The sequence below is a fragment of the Pseudoalteromonas sp. TP27 genome, assembly GCF_056470645.1.
This window is the reverse complement of record NZ_JARDAK010000005.1, coordinates 129,314-147,366: the sequence shown is the minus strand read 5'-3', so window position 1 is coordinate 147,366 and position 18,053 is coordinate 129,314. Positions and strand designations below refer to the sequence as shown.

Annotated in this window: 15 protein-coding genes; 2 read left to right on the top strand and 13 right to left on the bottom strand. The window is 39.0% G+C overall.

What is annotated here, in order from left to right; all coding sequences use genetic code 11:
• Positions 1 to 166: 166 nt before the first annotated feature.
• Positions 167 to 1,603: a sigma-54 dependent transcriptional regulator gene (locus tag PX700_RS08400; protein ID WP_415638118.1), complete on the bottom strand. Its 1,437-nt coding sequence runs from the start codon at positions 1,601 to 1,603 to the stop codon at positions 167 to 169.
• A 441-nt stretch (positions 1,604 to 2,044) separates the two neighbouring features.
• On the opposite strand from PX700_RS08400, the gene fliS reads away from it, so the two are divergent.
• Both fliS and PX700_RS08390 read left to right on the top strand, forming a co-directional pair.
• Entirely contained in the window at positions 2,045 to 2,434 is a 390-nt protein-coding gene (fliS, locus tag PX700_RS08395; protein WP_415638117.1) for a flagellar export chaperone FliS, read from the top strand.
• A 5-nt stretch (positions 2,435 to 2,439) separates the two neighbouring features.
• A complete protein-coding gene (locus PX700_RS08390; RefSeq protein WP_415638116.1) occupies positions 2,440 to 2,751 on the top strand; it encodes a hypothetical protein in 312 nt (103 codons plus the stop codon).
• Positions 2,752 to 3,410: 659 nt separating this feature from the next.
• Here the strand turns inward: PX700_RS08390 and fliD are convergent.
• From fliD to flgE, 12 genes are all read right to left on the bottom strand, one after another.
• Positions 3,411 to 4,835, bottom strand: a complete 1,425-nt coding sequence (gene fliD, locus PX700_RS08385) for a flagellar filament capping protein FliD (RefSeq protein ID WP_479520478.1) — start codon at positions 4,833 to 4,835, stop codon at positions 3,411 to 3,413.
• A 25-nt stretch (positions 4,836 to 4,860) separates the two neighbouring features.
• Positions 4,861 to 5,244: a flagellar protein FlaG gene (locus tag PX700_RS08380; protein ID WP_479520477.1), complete on the bottom strand. Its 384-nt coding sequence runs from the start codon at positions 5,242 to 5,244 to the stop codon at positions 4,861 to 4,863.
• Positions 5,245 to 5,340: 96 nt separating this feature from the next.
• The gene (locus PX700_RS08375) at positions 5,341 to 6,741 is read right to left on the bottom strand and encodes a flagellin (RefSeq protein ID WP_479520476.1); all 1,401 of its coding nucleotides are present in this window, start codon (positions 6,739 to 6,741) and stop codon (positions 5,341 to 5,343) included.
• 237 nt (positions 6,742 to 6,978) lie between these two features.
• The gene (locus PX700_RS08370) at positions 6,979 to 8,385 is read right to left on the bottom strand and encodes a flagellin (RefSeq protein ID WP_479520475.1); all 1,407 of its coding nucleotides are present in this window, start codon (positions 8,383 to 8,385) and stop codon (positions 6,979 to 6,981) included.
• 280 nt (positions 8,386 to 8,665) lie between these two features.
• Complete coding sequence (gene flgL, locus PX700_RS08365; protein WP_166376897.1) at positions 8,666 to 9,925, bottom strand: flagellar hook-associated protein FlgL; 1,260 nt, start codon at positions 9,923 to 9,925, stop codon at positions 8,666 to 8,668.
• A gap of 2 nt (positions 9,926 to 9,927) precedes the next feature.
• Positions 9,928 to 11,934: a flagellar hook-associated protein FlgK gene (flgK, locus tag PX700_RS08360; RefSeq protein WP_479520474.1), complete on the bottom strand. Its 2,007-nt coding sequence runs from the start codon at positions 11,932 to 11,934 to the stop codon at positions 9,928 to 9,930.
• A gap of 1 nt (position 11,935) precedes the next feature.
• On the bottom strand, positions 11,936 to 12,931 hold the full coding sequence (gene flgJ / locus PX700_RS08355; protein WP_479520473.1) for a flagellar assembly peptidoglycan hydrolase FlgJ: 996 nt from the start codon (positions 12,929 to 12,931) through the stop codon (positions 11,936 to 11,938).
• A 169-nt stretch (positions 12,932 to 13,100) separates the two neighbouring features.
• Entirely contained in the window at positions 13,101 to 14,195 is a 1,095-nt protein-coding gene (locus PX700_RS08350; protein ID WP_479520472.1) for a flagellar basal body P-ring protein FlgI, read from the bottom strand.
• Between the two features lie 11 nt (positions 14,196 to 14,206).
• Positions 14,207 to 14,890, bottom strand: a complete 684-nt coding sequence (gene flgH / locus PX700_RS08345; protein ID WP_479520471.1) for a flagellar basal body L-ring protein FlgH — start codon at positions 14,888 to 14,890, stop codon at positions 14,207 to 14,209.
• A 16-nt stretch (positions 14,891 to 14,906) separates the two neighbouring features.
• On the bottom strand, positions 14,907 to 15,695 hold the full coding sequence (gene flgG / locus PX700_RS08340) for a flagellar basal-body rod protein FlgG (protein WP_479520470.1): 789 nt from the start codon (positions 15,693 to 15,695) through the stop codon (positions 14,907 to 14,909).
• Positions 15,696 to 15,716: 21 nt separating this feature from the next.
• Positions 15,717 to 16,460, bottom strand: a complete 744-nt coding sequence (locus tag PX700_RS08335) for a flagellar basal body rod protein FlgF (protein WP_166376891.1) — start codon at positions 16,458 to 16,460, stop codon at positions 15,717 to 15,719.
• A gap of 212 nt (positions 16,461 to 16,672) precedes the next feature.
• Complete coding sequence (gene flgE / locus PX700_RS08330) at positions 16,673 to 18,037, bottom strand: flagellar hook protein FlgE (protein ID WP_479520469.1); 1,365 nt, start codon at positions 18,035 to 18,037, stop codon at positions 16,673 to 16,675.
• Positions 18,038 to 18,053: the final 16 nt, after the last annotated feature.

Here is an 18,053-nt window from a genome sequence, read left to right as displayed (position 1 = left end):
AGCTTCGCTTTTCACGCGAGCAAGCTCTACGTCTACCGCCAAGGTTTAAGTTTGCGTTTACCTTGTAGACGCGAAGCTTGCTTGCGTGACGGACAAAGTCCGTAAAGTAGTTGCTCATTAATGAGTAATCGACAACCTAAATTAAAGTATTTCAGCTTTTATATTGCTAATCTCGTGAAAGATTATACTTTTTCATTTTTTCGACTAACGTAGTTCTGCGTACACCTAATATTTCGGCTGCCCGAGCCACAACATAGTCGTATCGCTCTAACGCTTGAGTTATTAAGCTTATTTCAAGTTCGGCTAAGTAATCTTTAAGTTCAATACCATCATCCGGCAGGACTCCGCCATCTACTTGGCTAAAATCTGCTTCAGGTTCACTCTCATAATCACTAAAGCCCGAGCTAAAAATATCGTTAAAGGCGTCTCTTTCCATTAACTCTTCAGGGTATTGAGGCTCGTACGCCTCAACCTCAATATAACGATATTTATCAGGTAAATCGGGGATATCAACCACTTTCTCGGGAAACATAATAACCATACGTTCCACTAGATTTGCAAGCTCGCGAATATTACCTGGCCAACTATGCTCTTTTAAGCTTTCAACAGCACGCTCAGTAAACTTAGCAGTTGAGCCACTTTGCTCATTTACGCGGCGCATTAATTCTTTTAATAATAATGGTATGTCATCAGCACGCTGAGAAAGAGATGGGCTTTCAATAGGAAATACATTTAAACGATAGTATAAATCTTCACGAAACGTGCCTTGCTCTATCATAGATTCGAGATTGCGATGAGTTGCTGCAATTATGCGTACATCGGCTTGAATTGCCTTAGTACCTCCCACGCGTTCATAACTGCGCTCTTGCAATACCCGAAGCAGTTTAACTTGCATTTGCAGTGGCATATCGCCTATTTCGTCCAAAAATAGCGTACCACCTTGAGCCAGTTCAAAGCGCCCTTTACGAGCAGAAATAGCACCGGTAAATGCACCTTTTTCATGGCCAAATAATTCACTTTCGAGCAATTCCCCAGGAATAGCACCACAGTTTACGGGTACAAAAGGCCCTTTAAGACGTTTTGACAATAAGTGTACGTTACGTGCGACTACCTCTTTCCCGGTGCCCGACTCACCTAAAATGAGCACATTAGCATCAGTTTTAGCTACTTGCTCAATTAAAAAACGTAGATCTTTAACTGCGGTTGTTTCACCCACAAGGCCATCAAAAGTATTATGTGGTTTATTATGTTTATGCTCATTGGGAAGCATTCGCTGGTATTGCTGGCAATCATGTAGCAACTGGGTTGTTATATCGTGGCTAAATGGTTCGCACACTAGCCCAACGACATTAGCAATACTTAGTAAGGGTTTGAGTGTTTCACCTATTAACAAAAAGGGAAACGTAGGGTAGCGTTTTATCAAACTTTCATGATCAAGCGATTGCAAAGCACCTAAAATTATAATGCATTCTTTATTTTGGTACTTGCTAAATGCTTGTTCAAAATCAGCTTCGGTATGTAGTTGCACCGCTTCACCAATAAAAGTAAGTGAGGCATATAATCCTATCGAGCGATTATTATTATTATCTAAAATTAAGATCATTCTTAGCGGCCATTTATTTCACTAATTTATTCTGTTAACTAAATTGTAAGCCAGTTGAAATTGTATGCAAGCACTAGTGGCGACTTTTTGACATTAACGCCAAAAAACAGACACTGTAAAATAAAATCCAATACTTTAAGATTAACTCTACAACATAAAATTTATTCTTCACCATTAAATAGTAGTAACTAATGAGCGTATAAACTTTTATGCCGTTAACATATTGAGCAACATATGTTCACTTTTTACGATAGGGTTTAACTCCTGAAAGATACATAGGTATTTTGTGATTTAGGTTAAGCCTGTAATGTGTAAGACTATAGAAATAGTAAATATACTTAAAGATATAACTACTTTTGCCGATATATAGTAGTTAGTTTATATTTTGGAACTAAACTTGCTTAAATTGCTAGATATATTATTAAACTTTTAGGATTAGACATGGCCCATGCATCAATAAATAAATACCGCCAAATAACCGTTAGTAGCGTAAAGGAAATGACACCATATGAACAAGTCAAACTTGTTTTTGTAAATATCATCGGTAAATTATCTGCTGCAAAAGGATTTGTTGAACGAAAAGAGTTAGCAAAAAAAGGAATCGCTATCTCTGATTGCATTACTTTACTCGGTGCCCTACAACAGGTATTAAACTTTGAGAATGATAACGAGATTTCATCTAATCTTGATGCATTGTACGATTACTGCCAACGTAATTTATTAGTCGCTAATTTAGAAAATGATATACAAAAGATCGATGAGGTAATTCTCTTAATTAAAGAAATTAAATCAGGTTGGGAAGAAATTCCTTTCGATCAAAGAGCTCTGTAACTACTATGTCTTTTACCACAATAAGCGCCGAACAGGTTTCCGATAATGAAACACGCAGGCAATGTAATGAGCTTATACTTTTAGTTGATTCTGATGTAGAGCTAGCGCTAAACGCACATCACACATTAAACAGTTACTTAAAAAAAACACTTACTGAAGATAAAAGCTTTTACTCAGCTGACGAACTTAAATTTTTGATTGCTCTTATCCAGCAACTTTCTAGTAAGATAGAAAATGAAAAGAAGCTTGTCGCGACTAAAATAATCAGTAAGCAAAAAAGTAAAAATGCAGTAAAAAAGTATAAATCTCATTTTTAAAAATGCTTTTAGTTAACTTACATATCCATTTTATTTTAGTAATACAGCACTTTTACCATGCTCCCATTACGTAAATTTGCTTAGCGCATAGCAAATCAGTCAAATATAAACTTTGGCTGATTTGTATCGCTTTAAATTAAAACTTCATCGCCATACCAACTGACCCTATTACTACGATATGAAATAAGCTATTTACACCAATCTGCTTATATATCGATATATCAGGTCTACTTAACGATAATAAAATCACATTAGAACTAGCTAATAACTTTTTATCTAGTTGTTCTAAATAAAGTTTTTAACGATATTATAGAGTGATTTAGTTCGTTAAACTCCTCAAAGATTTATTCAGGCTGGTATTAGATAACGTTTCATTTTAACTAGCCTTCTCTGTTGGATAGATTCGCTCAGTTCTCATACTCGTGGATATAATAATTTTCAGCAAGTAGGTGGTTTTTTTATCTTGGAGTAGTCATGCATATAATAGGACGCATTGAGGCTAACACTTGGTATTGTTTTAATTAGAATTAGCATTCGTTTTTTGGGCTAATAGCTTTTAGTTAGCTATGCAGGAAGGTTTTTCTAGTGATAAGGTCAAAGTAACAAGCTGAGGGAGAACCTGTTACTTTATTTAACCTCTAACTTAAAGTTTATTGGGCTTAACTTGATTGTTTAACTACACCAGGGAGATTAGCTAATTGTTGTGTTAAATAACTACCTGTTGAGTTCATATTTGCAACAAGTAAATCCATCGCATTATATTGGCTTAATAAGCGTTTTTCGTAAGCAGCCATGCGTAAATTAAAGTCTTCAGCATCGTCGCTTAGCTTATCTATTTGCGCTTCACGCCCATCTATACGTGTCTCAATAATTCCACCTGAGGCTGTGTAACCTTTAATAACCGTATCTAGCTTGGCAACAAAACCATCATCTTCATTTTCACCAACAAAAAAGGTCTTTATTGCTGCTGGGTCATCTTCAACGGCCTTCTTTAACACATCGTCATCAATACTTAATTTGCCTGAGCGCTCCGTTCTAATACCATAATTTGATAAAAAGTCAGTATTACCATCTCCTGTACTAAACTCAGAGGTAAGTAATGCTCTAACTTGGTTCACTGAACCTCGCAGCAATGAGTCGCCTGCCAATGCACCCACTCCATTTTCAGCAGATGAACTGCCTAATTGTGCAGATAAATCAATAAATGCGTTAAACTTCTCTACAAACGATTTTAACCCTGCCGCAATGTTATTATTATTTTCGGTTATTTTTGCTTTACTTAAATCATCATCTGCATCATGAGCTTTTTTGGCATTAATAGTTACGCCATCAATAACATCAACAAATTCATTGGTACTACTGGTTGCAACTAAAGTCCCATCAATTGTTATTGATGCATCAGTGGCTTTAATTGTTTCATTTAAATTTTCGGCATACGTAGCTGATGCCGGATCGCTATCAAATGCTAAGCGCGATAAACCGTTATTATCGGTATTATTAGCGTCGCTTACATCATCTACAACAATTTTAATGGCATTTGCTTCGCCGGTTTCCTTACTTGATAGCACTAAATGCTGGCCTGAGTTATCAGTAATAATAGTTGCATTCACTGAGTCATTGTCATTAGAGTCATTAATAGCATCGCGAATATCAGCCAGAGTCGCTGTATCAGAAACATCGATGTTAAAATTATTGCTACCCGAACTAATAGTGAGTTTACCTTCACCAACAGCAGCATCTGCGCCAATAGCTTCTGACACTAATTTATGGTTTTCTGCTAAGTTGTTAACTTTTATAGAGTAGTTATTAGTTTGTGCATTTTTTTCAGAACTAAGAGAAACAAAATCGTCACTTCCGCTAATGGTGCGTTTTTGAAAATTATCAACATCCCCCAACGACTCTAATGAAGTGTTAAGTTCTTCTAATGACGATTTAAGCGCACCAACAGCTGATATATCAGTGGTATGAGTTGCTTGCTGGCGAGTAATTCGTGCTTGGTAAGGCGCTTTTTCGGCATTAACTAAAGCATCTACAATTTCGCTAACCTGTAAACCCGAACCGATACCTGTAAATGAAATAGCCATAATACACTTCCTCTTTAATTGCTAACTAAACCTTAAAATCAACCAACACACCAGTAGCTTCGGCTAGCTTAGACACAATGCCTAACACCTCTTCAGACGGGTACTGCTTGACTAAATCACCACTTTCTTTGTCAATTACTTTAATAACATTTCTACCTGAATCTTCATCAACTTTAAATTGAATACTACGATTCATTTCACCCATAAAGTTTTGCAATTGTTGCGCCACTTTTTCTAGCTTGTCGGGTGATAATTCGGCATTACTTGAGCTTTCGTTTACTTTTAACTCTGAGGAGTATGTATTTGCATTGGCTAACTGAGCTTGATTTTGTAGTGCAGGAGAAGACGTGTTGGTTTTCTCGCCTTGTAAAGCAAGCGTGTTGTTTAACTGTAAGCTTTGAGTTTCCATAATTCGCTCCTAGTTTAAAGCGATAATTTATTAACTAATACAACAAAGGAAGGGAGACCCTTCCTTGTTATATTTAGTATAGAGCTTATTTAAAAATTAACCTAATAAGCTTAACGCTGCTTGTGGCAACTGGTTAGACTGAGCTAAAATTGTTGTACCAGCTTGTTGCATGATTTGGTTTTTAGTTAGTTTAGCTGTTTCTGCCGCGTAGTCAGTATCTTCGATACGACTTTTAGATGCTGATACGTTTTCAGAAACGTTTGCTAAGTTACTAATTGTATGGCCAAAACGGTTTTGTACCGCACCCAAATCTGCTCGTTGCGCATCAATTTGTGCTAATGCCGCATCAATAGTTTGAATTGCGCTTTGAGCACCCTCACTTGTCGTACCTGAGATATCAATTTCTTCAACTGATGTTAATGTACTGGTAGCGCCACTGAATAACTCACCTTCATCTGCAGTACCATCATTTGAAATACCAATTTTATTTGCTGAAGATAAGTTTATTTCTGATGTTTTTGAAGTTGCCGCTGTACCTGCAGCTACCCCGTCAAATTCTAAGCCGCCAGCTGGAGTACCAGCATCCATTACTGATTCAATACCACCAACACCAGTTGCGTTTAGCGTAATTTTTTTAGCATCAGCATCATAAACAGCATCGTACCCATCAGCAACCATTTCATCGGTCAGACGGGCCATATCTCCGCCAAACTCACCCAAATCATAACTATCATCACCAATATTTATAGTCGCATTATCTGTATTATCTATACCTGAAATAACAACATTTAAGCGAGCTTCTGCAACAACACCTGTAGCAGCAGCATTGATTTTAGCTGCTGCACCATCAGCGCCATCTGTAGCAGCTAAATCAACATCAACACCGTTGATATTTAATGAACCTGCAGTTATAGCTTCGTTTGCAACTAAAGTCCCTGCAGCCGCATCTGCACCAAATACAGTACCTTTACCATCAATTTCATTTGCACCAATCGCATCAGCTGAAACATCACGTAAGCTTACATTAATTGTTTCATTCGCGTTTGAACCCACTTGGAACTGTTTAGTACCAAACGAGCCATCTAATAAGCTAGTGCCACCAAATTTAGTGGTTTCTGCAATACGGGTAAGTTCTTGTTGTAGTGCGCCTACTTCTTTTTGTAGCGCTGCACGCGCATCGGCATCGTTTGAACCATTCGCCGACTGTAGTGACAAGTCACGCATACGTTGTAAAATATTTGCTGATTCGGTCATTGCGCCTTCAGCTGTTTGCGCCATTGAAATACCATCGTTTGCATTACGCTGTGCAACACCTAAACCATTTACCTGTGATGTTAAGCGGTTAGCAATTTGCAGACCAGCCGCATCATCTTTTGCGCTATTGATACGCATACCCGACGAAAGACGTTGCATTGATGTACCTAATGCTTCGCTTGATTTTGATAAGTTTCTTTGTGCGTTGATAGACGCAACGTTTGTATTTACTGATAAAGCCATGTTATAACTCCTGATTACTTTCGTAATGTAACTAATTGATTTTAACCAAGAGCCTTCACATATTTAATTTGTTCAAGCTCCGTTCTGATTAAGTTAACGGCCGTTATAAAATTACCTTTAGCTTTTTTTTTAAATAAATAACAATAAAAACAATAAAAAACTTAAAACCATGAAATAAAACAAAAAAAGCCAAGCATATTTGCTTGGCTTTTTTTGGTAGCTGGTTTGCTTTGGGCGTTAACCGCCTAATAAACTTAACGCGGCTTGTGGTAATTGATTTGCCTGCGACAATATAGTGGTACCGGCTTGCTGCATTATTTGGTTTTTTGTTAGTGTTGCAGTCTCAAGTGCGTAGTCAGTATCTTGAATACGGCTTCTCGACCCTGCCACGTTTTCAGCAACGTTCGCTAAGTTACTTATAGTATGGCCAAAGCGGTTTTGCACCGCACCTAAATCAGCGCGCTGTGCATCAATTTGTGACAATGCCGCATCAATAGTATTAATAGCTGCTTGCGCACCTACACTGGTTGTGCCAGAAATATCAATATCTTCAACTGTTGTTAGTGTACTGCTTGATGCACCTAAAAACTCTGCTTCATCTGCCGTACCATCATTAGAAATACCAATAGTATTTGGTGATGACAACTCCACTCGCGATGTTTTAGCTGTATCAGCAGTGGCTGCGGCCACACCATCAAACGTTAAAGTACCCGCTGCGGTACCCACTGTTTCAGCAATGGCTTCAATACCATCTGTTCCAGTTGCTTTGAGGGCAATAGAATTAGTGTCTGGATCAAACACTGCATCGTAACCATCAGCCGTCATGTCTTGTGCTAAGCGGATCATGTCACCGCCATAACCCCCTAAGTCATATTCGTCATCACCAATCTTAATCGTTGCGTTATCAGCGCTGGTAATGCCTGCAATAGTCACATCCAGCTTAGCGGTTGCAGTAACCCCCGATGCTGAATTATTGACTTTGTCTGCTATTTTAGTAGCCCCTTCTGCTGCAATAGTAATGTCTTTACCATTAATATTTACATTACCCGCAGTAACAGTAGCTGCAACACTCGCTAAAGTACCAGCAGCTGCTGCCGCACCTAACGCAGTGCCTCCGCCTTTAACTTCATTTGCACCAATTGCGTCAGCCGACATATTGCCCAAGCTTACGTTAATTGTTTCATTGGCATTAGCACCAACCTGAAACTGCTTAGTACCAAATGAGCCATCTAGTAGGCTGGTGTTACCAAATTTAGTTGTATCTGCAATACGTGTTAGCTCTTGCTGAAGCGCACTCATTTCTTTTTGTAATGATGCACGGTCTACCGCACTATTTGAACCATTGGCTGATTGCAGAGATAAATCACGCATACGTTGCAGAATATTTGCCGACTCTTGCATTGCGCCCTCAGCCGTTTGCGCCATTGAAATACCATCGTTCGCATTTCGTTGAGCAACGGTTAAACCATTTACCTGAGACGTTAAGCGGTTAGCAATTTGTAAGCCTGCCGCATCATCCTTTGCACTGTTAATACGCAAACCTGATGAAAGTCTCTGCATTGAGGTTTCCAGAGCCATGCTAGATTTAGTTAGATTGCGTTGCCCATTGAGTGATGCAACATTTGTGTTTACACTTAAAGCCATTTTACCATCTCCTAGTTTAATCAGAGTGTGGTTCAAATTACTTAGCAGGAACCACGCTTTCTATGACTATAGAAATGCACATGTTGTGCCAACTCGAATTAAACAATCTAACTACTTGTTTATTAACAAATTAACAGTACTAACTTTAGGTAGTATGAGAGGTTTTTAACTTTTTTAGGCTTTATACTTGAAGAGGGGGTTTGCGATGACAATTTTTTGCCGCTTTGAAAAGGCAAGTTATTACCTTTATAAAGTAAAGGTAATAACTGTTGACTGTATCTTATATATAATCAAATAGTGATAGTTTAGCTAAGCGACCAAATGTAGCTTGTGATGCTTGTAGTGCGGTTTCTTGTTTGGTTAGCTCACTAATAGCAGCAGCTGTATCTATCTCGACTAAATCTGACTTGTTTGATTTATTATTTATATCCAAAGCACTATTTGAATCAGTTACTCGCTCCACTACATTCATACGTCCACCAAGGCTCGCTTGAGTAAAAACAACCTGCTCGCTGGCATTTTTCAACTGAATAAGGCCATCTGACAGTGCTTGCTGTAGTCCCTCGCCCTCAAGCTCTTCATCATTTAAGCTAGTAATTAAGTCTTGTAAGGTGTTTAGTACATTTTCTTTATGTGGTTTTTCAAGGCTAAAGTCTAATTGGCCGGGCGCGGTGCCTTCTAAACTAATCTGCATACCTGCAAACTCAATTGGCTCATCTGTTACTTCGCCAATAACAGGTGGAGTTAAAGATGCGCCATCCCGAAGAATCTCATACTGAGCGGGATCAGCTGGTGTTGCACCAGGAACAACCACTACGTTATAAGTATTGATTGTTGCTGAAACAGCAGGGTCGGGATCTGAGTTATAGCTATCTTTATGAAACTTATCAAATTCACCTTGGTTTTCTACGTACACAGTGCCAGAAGTAATAGTACCTGTTGCAACTCCCTGGTTTGAAGTGACATCTAACCGTGCATCTACTTTTTCAAAGGCATTAAAACCATTATCGCTGGATTTAATATCAACCCCTTTTGCAATAGTAATTTCATGTTGTCCTTGATCTCCTTGATATTCATATTTCCCATCGACACTATTAAAGGTATACGTCTGAATATCATCTTGGTAACCAGAAAAAATGTACTCTCCACCTTCTGACTGAGTATTCATTAAGTTAAGTAATGATTTTTGTAACTCTTGTAGCTCTCCTGCAATTGACGCTAGCGCATCTTTGCTGAGTGACCCATTACCTGCTTGAATAGTTAGCATCTGCGCTTCTAAAATAGCGTCATTCATTCCCGATAAAATACTTTCTTCGGTTTCTAATCGACCTTTTAGCTGATTAATATTTTTAGTATGCTGCTCATTCGTTTGAATTTTATTTGAATACAACATTCCTTGAGATATTGCTGCTGGGCCTTCTGAAACAGTTAAATACTTTTGCCCTGTATTTACACGTTCTTGCGCACCGGCCACACCTTGTTGGTTATCGAGTATTTTATTAATATTATTTTGATACATTAAGTTATTTGATAAGCGCATAATTACCTCGCAGCACTGAGTAAAGTCTCAAAAATAGAACGAGCGGCAGAAAGCACCTGAGCTGAGGCCGCATAAGATTGCTGAAAACGTAGTAAATTGGCTGCTTCTTCATCAAGGTTCACACCAGATAAAGACTCATACCATGCCTCTGATTGCTCAGCGAGTGCATCAAATGCGGCTCCATTCGTTCTAGCCTGACTAGTTACCACACCAATTTCAGTAACCAATCCTGCATATGCTTGGTTAAACGTTTTATGATTATCGGCACTAGTACTAGTGACTACATTTTGACGCACTAGGTCGCCATTTTGCAATTCAGCGAGTTTTAAACCGTTACGATTATCATCAAAGCCACCTTCATTAAATTCTAGAGTAAAACTATCGCCAGCCGCCGGTGTACCTTCAATATTAAAGTCAAACCCATAAGTTGCAAATGCGCCGCCAGCTTGATTAAGCAGATTATTAGCCGGAGGAATTATTGTAACCGTCGTGGTATTTATGTTGTCTGAAATTATATACTCATCTGGATTCGCTGTTTTTACTATATTAATAGGTCCATTCGCTAATGCTAATGGGGAAGTAGTAAAGCTACCCGTTGTAACATCGCTAACTTCTCCTGCAGAAATTGAAGCCGTGCCTGTGTTATCAACATCTGCGGCGGTTCTCACTGGTGAGGCAAGTGCTAAGTCTTCACCGCGCCCAGTAAGCAAAGATATGTTACCAGCCGCACCTGAGTTTAACTTTACTTGAAATTGATCTCCTGCATTTGCAGCACCCACTACACTTATTTGCAAACCAAAAGACTCTCCGCTCACAACTGTTGACGAGTCAATAACACCGGCCACTACATTAGCTAGTGAAGGATTTCCAAGCGGCTCACCTTTATTGTCAATTGGTTGAATACTGACTTCATTAGGATTTGCTGTATAAGTAATAATAAAATCACTTGCTGGTAACTCACTACCCATACCAGGCTCTACAGTGGCAGTAATACTGGCCGTACCTGTATTGTTTTGATAAGGAAAGCCTCCAACACTAGGAATTTCAAATATATCACCGCCAAGCTGACCACTTGCATCCATACCTAAATGATTTTGTTGATTGAAAGAATCAGCTATTGCCAGCCCCATTTGACCTAGTTGATTTTGTGTAGGGATTAAAATATCATCTCGAAAAGCAAGCAATCCACCAATTTTCCCTTTTAATTTACTAGCATCAACATCTAACGGCACCGCTTTTCCACCATTGACATCTAAGCGAAGCTCTTGAAAGTTAGGATCTGGGTCTGCACTCATAGAAAATAGATTAAAAGTACCATTTTGCATAACGACAGCTTCGCCGGTTCCCATAAATACAAGCTTTTCACCATTTGGCCCATCAAGCGTTTCAATATCTATTAATTCAGATAAGTTACGTATCGCTTTATCACGCTCGTTGTAAGCAGAGCTAGCATCTGAGGCACTATTAGTACCGTTAATTCCGACAATTTCTTGATTTAAAGAGCTAATATTTTCGATTAAAGTATTAGCTTCAGTAGAGAATATTTGTAATTGCTCATCGACTACTCGTTTTTGTTCAACTACAATTCCCGAAAGCCTATCCATCTGATCAAGTAGGTTTTCTGCATCACTCATAACTAAAGAGCGAGCAACAGATGATGATGGTTGATTGAGTGCTTCTTGAACATTATTAAAAAATGAATTTATGCTCGTTGACACACTATTTGACTCTTGTGAAAATAACGTATCAATTCGGTTTGCTTCACTTTCAAACTGATCAAAAAATGTTTTATTTGATGTATCTCTGTTTAATTGTTTTTGTGCAAATTCATTAAGTAAACGGTACGTCTCGCCTACTCCCACTTGATTATCAATCATCGTGGTATGTTCGGTCCGTTCACGTACGTAACCTTCCGTGTTTACATTGGTAATATTTTTACTTGTCGTTTGCAGTAAATCAGAACTTGCTCTTATCCCAGAATTTGCAATGTTTAATAAATTAAACGACATATTACTTTACTCCTTGGCGGATAATGTTTGTTGCAATATTTTTAAGCTCAGTACTATTAAGTACTTGTTTAATTTTATCCGCATAATTTGGGTCTGTTGCATAACCAGCTTTTTGAAGAGAGTCTAAAAAGTCATTTGGTTTTGCTGTATTTTGTAATGCTTCTTTATAGCGTGGGTTTTGCGTTAAAAAATCTACAAAATCATTAACGCTGTCTTTAATTGAATCATATGCCCTAAAGCTTGCTTGTTTTTTAACGGGTGTACCTTGCTCAAATTCAAGCGTTACTTTGCTTGCTTTATCGCCTTCCCAGCTTTTATCTGACTTAATATTAAATAAGTTATTTGAACTGCCGCCATCACTTTTATTAATGATATGCTTGCCCCAACCTGTTTCAAGTGCTGCTTGTGCAACCATAACGGCTGGGTTTAAACCAATTTTTTTAGCCGCTGTTTTTGCATGCTCCCACACTGAACTTACAAACTCTTCGGCAGTGTCGAAGTTTGCCTTATTGTCATTCGACTTAGCCTCTTCTGTAACTTTGTTATCAGTTAATGGAATGATTTCTTTTTTATGCTGTTGATGCGGCAACTCTGTGCCTGCACGCTGCTCACTTAAAAAATCATTGCTCGTTCTGAGTACTGAGCTTGGCGTGTAGTTTTTAGCATCAGGGGAGAGTTGTTGAACGATTAAATCAGCCAGCCCTAATGAGCCATTAGATGACAATTCAGATGAAAGTTGTTGGTCGTGCATTTCTTCAAAAAACTTTACGCTACTTGAATTAAATGGGCTTTCTTTGTCCTCAAATGCTTCATTTGCTTTGCGCATACCTTTGAGCAACATTTGCGTAAATATTGCTTCAAATTGTGCAGCCGCTTTTTTAAGCGCAGCTTTAGAAGCATCTGTCGATGCGTCGCCACTTGTTAAGGCTTCTTGTCGAAGTGAGTTTAAGTTGCCTAAATCAAAAAAGTTTTGCTTATCGAGGTGGTTCGTTTCCATCGGCTTTTTGACACAAAATGAATAATGCAGTTAAAAATGCAAAAATTGAGCCACTACCGAATAAAATGATAAATATAATAATTTTGAGTTACTGTAAATAAAAAAGCCCTATATCTTGTTTGAAAGATATAGGGCTTTAAGTAATACGTAATCTGTGTGCCTATAATATTTAAATAACAACTAACTGGCCATTAATTGCGCCCGCTTCTTTTAATGCCTCTAAAATAGCCATTAAGTCACCAGGTGCTGCACCTACTTCATTAATTGCACGCACTAAATCATCTAAGCTCACACCTGGATTAAATACAAATGCGCGCGAGTCATCTTGGTTTACATCAATAATACTCTGCTGCGTGACAACAGTATCCCCTGCACCTAGCGGGTTGGGTTGCGTCACATTTTGTTGCTCTGCAATTGTTACGGTTAAGCCGCCGTGAGTAATAGCTGCAGGTTGAAGCTTAACGTTTTTACCTATAACAATAGTGCCAGTACGCGAATTAACTATTATTTTAGCTGCCATATCAGCTGGCTTAAATTCTAAATTTTCGAGTGTTGATAAATACGACACACGTTGCGAGGCATCTCTTGGTGCAACAACACGAACGGAAACAGAGTCAATTGCTTGCGCGCTATTTGGACCAACCAAATCGTTAATTGTTTTTTCTAAACGTTTAGCCGTTGTAAAATCAGGACGGTTTAGATTAAAGGTAATAAAGTCACCTTGCATGAATGGGCTTTCTACGGTGCGCTCAACAGTTGCGCCATTGGGTATACGACCAACAGTGGGAGTGTTCATAACAACTTTACTACCATCTAAGCCTTCAGCTCCAAAACCACCTACAATTAAGCTACCTTGCGCAATTGCGTACACGTTACCATCTACACCTTTTAAAAAAGTTTGTAATAAAGTACCACCACGTAAGCTGCCTGCACTGCCAATAGAAGAAACAGTTATATCTATTGTTTGCCCAGGCTTTCTAAATGCAGGTAGTTCAGCATGCACTGCGACAGCCGCAACATTTTTAATTTTAGGACTTTGAGTTGAAGGTAATGTAATACCAAAGTTATTCAACATGCCTCTAAAACTTTGTTGAGTATATGAATTTTGCTCGCCAGTACCAGGTAAGCCTACTACTAAACCATAGCCTACCAACTGGTTTGAACGTACACCTTCAACCATAGATACATCTTTTATGCGCTCGGCACTGGCAGTAAACTGCCAGCCTAATAATACAATTAGACATAAAGTTTTAAAGCTGTTCATGTTACTACCCTCTAAAATGGAAACAGCGAACTACTAAAGAAACGTGTAAGCCAACCAGGACTTTGTGCTTCTTGCGTCTGCCCTTTACCTGAGTATTGAATACGTGCGTTAGCAATACGGTTCGATTCAACCGTATTATCGGCGCTTACGTCTTGAGGACGAACTAGCCCTTCTAACCGAATAAACTCTTCGCCTGTATTAAGCGTTAGCCATTTCTCGCCACGGATCACCAGGTTTCCGTTTGGTAAAACGCGCATTACGTTAACCGAAATATCACCGACTAAACTGTTTGATTGATTTGATTTTGAGTCGCCTGTAAACGACGAATCACTACCTATACCAAACTGAATGCTATCGCCACCTATATTTACAGGTAGGCCACCAAATCCAATAACAGGGTCTAAGCTTGCTTCGGTTTCTTTATCTGTTTCTGTTTTAGCTGCTTTTGTTGCTTGAGTTGACTCTTGCAATTTAACTGTAATTATATCGCCAGTACGCAATGCTTTCTTATCAGAGTATAAATCATTTGATGTATGTGTATTAAATAGTGAGCCTGTTGCTACCATCGGCTCTAAAACAGGCTCAGGGTACATAGGTGCGTAGTAAGGATCGTCCTGTACTATTTCACTATTTTGCGTAGACATACAACCACTTAAAAATAATGTGCCTGCTACAAATAAAATAATATTACGCATAATTTTCCCTACACTATTAAAGCTGTTGATTGATGTAACTCATCATTTCGTCAACGGCCGAAATTACTTTTGAGTTCATCTCATAAATGCGCTGAGTTTCAATTAGGTTTACCAGCTCTTCAGTTACATTTACGTTTGATGTCTCAAGTGAGCCCTGAATAATGCTACCTAACCCTTCAACGCCTGGGTTACCTTGTACTGGGGCGCCACTTACAGCCGTTTCGGTATATAGGTTTTGACCAATTGGCTCAAGACCCGACGGATTAATAAAATCACTAATAGTGAGCTGACCAATGACAACGTTATCGGCTTGGCCTGCAATACGTACAGATACTTCGCCATCTTGCGAAATAGTGATTGACTGAGCATCTTCAGGAACGTTCATTTCAGGCTGAATAACATAACCTGCTCCCGATGTCACAATTTGTCCATCGCCATCAGTAGTAAATTGACCATTGCGAGAATAGGCAATATTGCCGTCAGGTTGAAGTACTTCAAAAAAACCTTCGCCAGAAATCATCCAATCTAACGAGTTTTCAGTGGTCAACATATTACCTTGTGTAAATTCTTTTTGGTTGGCTACGACTTTAGCACCCGCGCCTAACATTAAACCTGAGGGCATTTGGGTATCTTGCGATGAACGGCCGCCAGGTTGGTTGATATTTTGATAAAGTAAATCTTCAAAAATGGCACGACTTTTCTTGTATCCAACCGTACTGGCGTTAGCTAAGTTATTTGAAATAACCGAGATATCTGTTTGTTGGGCATCAAGCCCAGTTTTGCTGATCCATAATGCTGGGTTCATAATAGAGTCCTCATTTTAAAGTTAAACTATTCTCAACAGCTGATCTTGACGCTCGTCAATTTCTTCGGCTGTTTTCATAAGCTTTACTTGTAATTCAAATTGTCGTTGATGGCTGATCATATCGACCATTTCGTGAACTGGGTTAACATTAGACATCTCCAATGAACCACTTAATACTTTTACATTGGCTGAGGTTTCAACCGTTTGATTTGGCTTTGGCCTAAATAAACCATCGTTACCTTTTTCAAGTGTGGAATTATTAGCTTCAACTATTTTTAAGCGATCAACTTCTTCTAAAAAGTTAGCTGGCGCGCCTTGTGGTCGTACTTGAATTGCACCATCTTCACTAAATCCTATTTTTTCAATCGGCACAGGTAAGATTATAGGACCACCTTCGCCAATTACTTGGCGCCCTCCACTGGTAACCAACATACCTTGGGCAGTTATATTAAGCGTACCCACTTTAGTGTAAGCTTCGTTACCTGAGGCGTCTTGCACGCTTAGCCAGGCGTTGTCGCTCATTGCTATGTCTAAATCACGGCCGGTTTGAACAATACCGCCCGATGTCATATCTGAACCAGGGCGTTCTTCCATAGAAAACACCCTTGTTGGTAGACCTTCACCAAATGCTTGCATCGATCGTGCTTGAGCAAAATCAGATTTAAAGCCTGTGGTATTGGCGTTCGCCAAATTATTGGCTTTAAGAGCCATACCCAGCATGCTTTGCTTAGCGCCAGACGCGGCAATGTAGACCATTTTATCCATAACATCGACTCACATAAAAATCTATGTGATAGTAAATGCAATATAGATGCCAGATTAAATTATGAGTTGGAACTATTCTGATAAACAATTACTCTATTTGATTTACCGAGTCGTACTTTTTGACACCTAACTTATCGCAGCTAAGAGTTGAATCAGCCAATAAAAAAGGCTGCGATTAAGCAGCCTTTAAGGATAAATTAATGAGTTTTAATTTATCGTATTTGTAAAATACTTTGCTGAATTGTTGAGTTAACTTCAAGCGCTCGCGAGTTTGCTTGATAATTACGCTGTGCAGTAATCAGATCAACTAATTCGTTAGTTAAATTCACGTTTGATTGCTCAAGAGCCGATGAATTTATTTTACCCAATGAACCAGAACCAGGCTCGCCTGCAATTGGCTCCCCTGATGTTATACTTTCTTTCCAGCTCGTGTTACCAACCTGCTCCAAGCCCTGTGAGTTCGCAAAGCGAACCATAGCAACTTGGCCTAAGAAGGTAGAATCGCCATTACTGTATGAAGCAACTAGCTTACCATCCGTACCGATATCAATACCTGCTAAACGGCCAACTGTTGCGCCATCTTGGTTAAGCGTTTTTACTTCAAAATTACTCGCATATTGAGTTGGTATTTTAGTAGCCCCATTAGCTTCATCACGCCAATTGATAGTGATATCATTTGGAAACGTAGCACCATTGCTTAACAGGTCAGAAAGACCTGGTGTGGCTGATGTGACAGTAAGAGGGTTAAAAGTACTTCCTGTATTTGCAACACCGTTTGTTCTAAGTGGCTGACCACTTGCATCAAAGCGAAATGTAGAGATCGGAGCATAAGGTGCGGCAGTTTGCTCTAGACCATTTTCGTCAAACGACTTACCATCTAGTGTTGTATGTACTTCCCACATATTTTCATCACCTACAACTGGTGGTGTTGCTGGCGCAGGCTTAACAAAGAAAAACTGTAACACATGCGGCTCACCTAGTGAGTCATATACGGTGGTTGAAGTAGATGAGTTATAACTAGCACCATCAATTGGATCAAATGCAATTGTGGTTGCTTGTTCACGTGAATCTAAGTTAAATGAGTTATATATAGTAGACGTCGCACGCGGTGAACCTGAAGAGTCTGGTATTTGTAAAGCAGACGAGGTACTTAAACTAACCGATGTAGTATCACCCGTTGTTGGGTTAACAGGAAAGCCTTGCAAAAAATTACCTTGCGAGTCAACCACATAATTGTTTTGATCAAGTTTGAAAGCACCTGCACGCGTATAACTAAAATCTTGCTCTCCAATTACAGGGCTGGTAGCAAAGTATCCTTCACCAGTAATAGCTAAATCTAATGAATTCTGAGTAAACTGTAGTGAACCTTGATGAAATTGCTGAGCAACCATAGTGGTTCGAACACCATCACCGTTTTTTGTTTTACTTGTACTAAATACTGATGATGCGTACACGTCTGCAAATTCAGCACGTGACTCTTTAAAGCCCGTACTATTTACGTTGGCAATATTATTTGCGGTAACGTCTAAATCTTTTTGTGCGGCAGCAAGGCCGGATAATGCAATGTTAAAGCTCATAATTAACCTCTAATCT